Source organism: Limnohabitans sp., assembly GCF_034680285.1.
GTDB lineage: Bacteria > Pseudomonadota > Gammaproteobacteria > Burkholderiales > Burkholderiaceae_C > Limnohabitans_A.
On record NZ_JAXITC010000026.1, the window covers coordinates 1 to 2769 of the forward strand.

General features: G+C 56.2%; 4 protein-coding genes. All 4 read left to right on the forward strand.

Features of this window, described 5'->3' with window-relative positions; translation table 11 throughout:
- Positions 1-450, forward strand: a 450-nt coding sequence (locus SWE17_RS15340; RefSeq protein ID WP_322993912.1) for a F0F1 ATP synthase subunit B, incomplete at its 5' end; no start/stop codon positions are given.
- Between the two features lie 22 nt (positions 451-472).
- On the forward strand, positions 473-1003 hold the full coding sequence (locus SWE17_RS15345) for a F0F1 ATP synthase subunit delta (protein ID WP_322993913.1): 531 nt from the start codon (positions 473-475) through the stop codon (positions 1001-1003).
- Positions 1004-1045: 42 nt separating this feature from the next.
- The gene (atpA, locus tag SWE17_RS15350) at positions 1046-2599 is read left to right on the forward strand and encodes a F0F1 ATP synthase subunit alpha (protein ID WP_322993914.1); all 1554 of its coding nucleotides are present in this window, start codon (positions 1046-1048) and stop codon (positions 2597-2599) included.
- Positions 2600-2626: 27 nt separating this feature from the next.
- Positions 2627-2769, forward strand: a 143-nt coding sequence (locus SWE17_RS15355; RefSeq protein WP_322993915.1) for a F0F1 ATP synthase subunit gamma, incomplete at its 3' end; no start/stop codon positions are given.

Here is a 2769-nt window from a genome sequence, read left to right on the forward strand (position 1 = left end):
TTCATTCAGATGATCGTTTTTGCGATTCTGGTGTGGTTCACGATGAAATTCGTGTGGCCCCCGATCACAAAAGCGCTCGACGAACGGGCACAGAAAATCGCTGACGGCCTCGCTGCCGCCGACAAAGCCAAAGCCGAACTCAGCAACGCCAATGCGCGTGTTGAAGCCGAACTGGCCCAGTCGCGCACCGAGACGGCTTCGCGCTTGGCAGATGCTGAGCGCCGTGCAAATGGCATCGTTGACGAAGCCAAAGCACGTGCCACCGAAGAAGGCAACAAGATCATCGCCGCTGCAAAAGCTGAAGCTGAGCAGGAAGCTGTCAAAGCGCGTGAAGCCCTGCGTGAGCAGGTTGCAGCTTTGGCCGTGAAAGGCGCCGAGCAGATTCTCCGCAAGGAAGTCAATGCTGGTGTCCACGCTGATCTGCTGAGCCGCCTCAAGACCGAGCTGTAAGAAGCTCCAGCCAGAGAAGACCATGGCAGAACTTGCTACCATCGCCCGCCCTTATGCCGAAGCGCTTTTTAAAGCGCAGGCATCCGATCTTGCTGGCACGGCCGCTTGGCTGGATGAACTGGCCGCAGTTGCGGAAAACGCGCAATTGCAACAGTTTGTTGACAGCCCCAAAGTGTCCGATGAGCAGGCATTCGAGCTGATCTCTGGCGTGCTTCGTACAGCACTGCCCGAGGCTGGCAAGAACTTCCTGCAACTGGTGATCGAAAACCGCCGTCTCAGTGCACTGCCTGTCGTCGCACAGCAGTACCGGGCACTGATGAATGCGCAAGGTGGCACTGCTGATGCAGTTGTTTACAGCGCATTTCCCATCGACGCTTCGGCTTTGGCCGATTTGTCGTCCACGCTCGAAAAACGCTTTGCGCGCAAGCTCAATGTGAGCGTCGAGCTTGATGCCGCCTTGATTGGTGGTATTCGTGTGGTGGTGGGTGACGAGGTGCTCGACACCTCTGTCATAGCCCGACTGGAACAAATGAAATCGGCCCTCTCCGCATAAGCGGACGAGACCGGACATATTTAAAGAAAGAAGGAAAGAGTCATGCAACTCAATCCCGCAGAAATTTCTGAACTGATCAAGAGCCGCATCGAAGGGCTGTCCGCCAGCGCCGATATCCGCAACCAAGGCACTGTGGTGTCTGTGACCGACGGTATCGTTCGCGTCCACGGTTTGTCGGATGTGATGCAGGGCGAAATGCTCGAATTCCCAGCGACTGCTGATGGCGCTGCCACATTTGGTCTGGCCCTGAACCTCGAGCGTGACTCGGTCGGTGCCGTGATCTTGGGCGAGTACGAGCACATCTCCGAAGGCGACACTGTCAAGTGCACAGGCCGTATTCTGGAAGTGCCCGTAGGCCCTGAACTGATTGGCCGCGTGGTCAACGCATTGGGTCAGCCTATCGATGGCAAAGGCCCCATCAATGCCAAGATGACCGACGTGATCGAAAAAGTCGCCCCTGGCGTGATCGCACGTAAATCGGTGGATCAGCCTATGCAAACTGGCTTGAAGTCCATCGACTCCATGGTGCCCGTGGGCCGTGGTCAGCGCGAATTGATCATTGGCGACCGTCAGACCGGCAAGACTGCCGTCGCGATCGACGCCATCATCAACCAAAAAGGTCAGAACATGACCTGCGTTTACGTCGCGATTGGCCAAAAAGCCTCGTCGATCAAGAACGTCGTGCGCGCTTTGGAGCAAGCTGGCGCGATGGAATACACCATCGTCGTGGCTGCTTCTGCCTCTGAATCCGCAGCCATGCAGTACGTGTCTGCCTACTCTGGCTGCACCATGGGCGAATACTTCCGTGACCGTGGCGAAGACGCACTGATTGTTTATGACGATCTGTCCAAGCAAGCTGTCGCTTACCGCCAAGTGTCTCTGTTGTTGCGTCGCCCACCAGGCCGCGAAGCTTACCCCGGCGACGTGTTCTATCTCCACAGCCGTCTGCTCGAGCGTGCAGCCCGCGTGAACGCCGACTACGTCGAAGCCTTCACCAAAGGCGCTGTGACTGGTAAAACGGGTTCCTTGACGGCTCTGCCCATCATCGAAACCCAAGCCGGTGACGTTTCTGCCTTCGTGCCTACCAACGTGATTTCGATCACTGACGGTCAGATCTTCTTGGAAACATCCTTGTTCAACGCCGGTATCCGCCCTGCGATCAACGCCGGTATTTCGGTGTCACGCGTCGGTAGCTCCGCCCAGACCAAGGTCATCAAAGGTCAGTCCGGTGGTATCCGTACCGATTTGGCCCAGTACCGTGAATTGGCTGCTTTTGCGCAGTTCGCTTCCGATCTGGACGAGTCCACACGCAAGCAGCTGGACCGCGGTGCCCGCGTGACCGAATTGCTCAAGCAAGCCCAGTACAGCCCCTTGTCGATCAGCTTGATGGGCGCCAGCTTGTTTGCTGTGAACAAAGGCTTTATGGACGACATCGATGTCAAGAAAGTCTTGGCTTTTGAGCACGGTTTGCACGCTTACTTGAAGGACAAGTGCGCTGCATTGCTGGCCAAAATCGAGAACTCCAAAGCTTTGGACAAAGAGGCAGAAGCCGAATTGAACACCGCTGTGGCCGCTTTCAAGAAAAGCTTTGCTTAATTTCTACCTGATCAAAAGGAGCCGCTGATGGCATCGGGCAAGGAACTACGCACCAAGATCAAATCGGTGGAAAACACCAAGAAGATCACCAAGGCCATGGAGATGATTTCCGTCTCCAAAATGCGCAAGGCGCAGGAGCGTATGCGCACGGCCCGGCCTTACAGCGAGAA

Excerpts from the sequence above, each read along its gene's own strand:
- SWE17_RS15345 (WP_322993913.1), top strand. The coding sequence starts at position 473 with ATGGCAGAACTTGCTACCATCGCCCGCCCTTATGCCGAAGCGCTTTTT.
- atpA (WP_322993914.1), top strand. The coding sequence starts at position 1,046 with ATGCAACTCAATCCCGCAGAAATTTCTGAACTGATCAAGAGCCGCATC.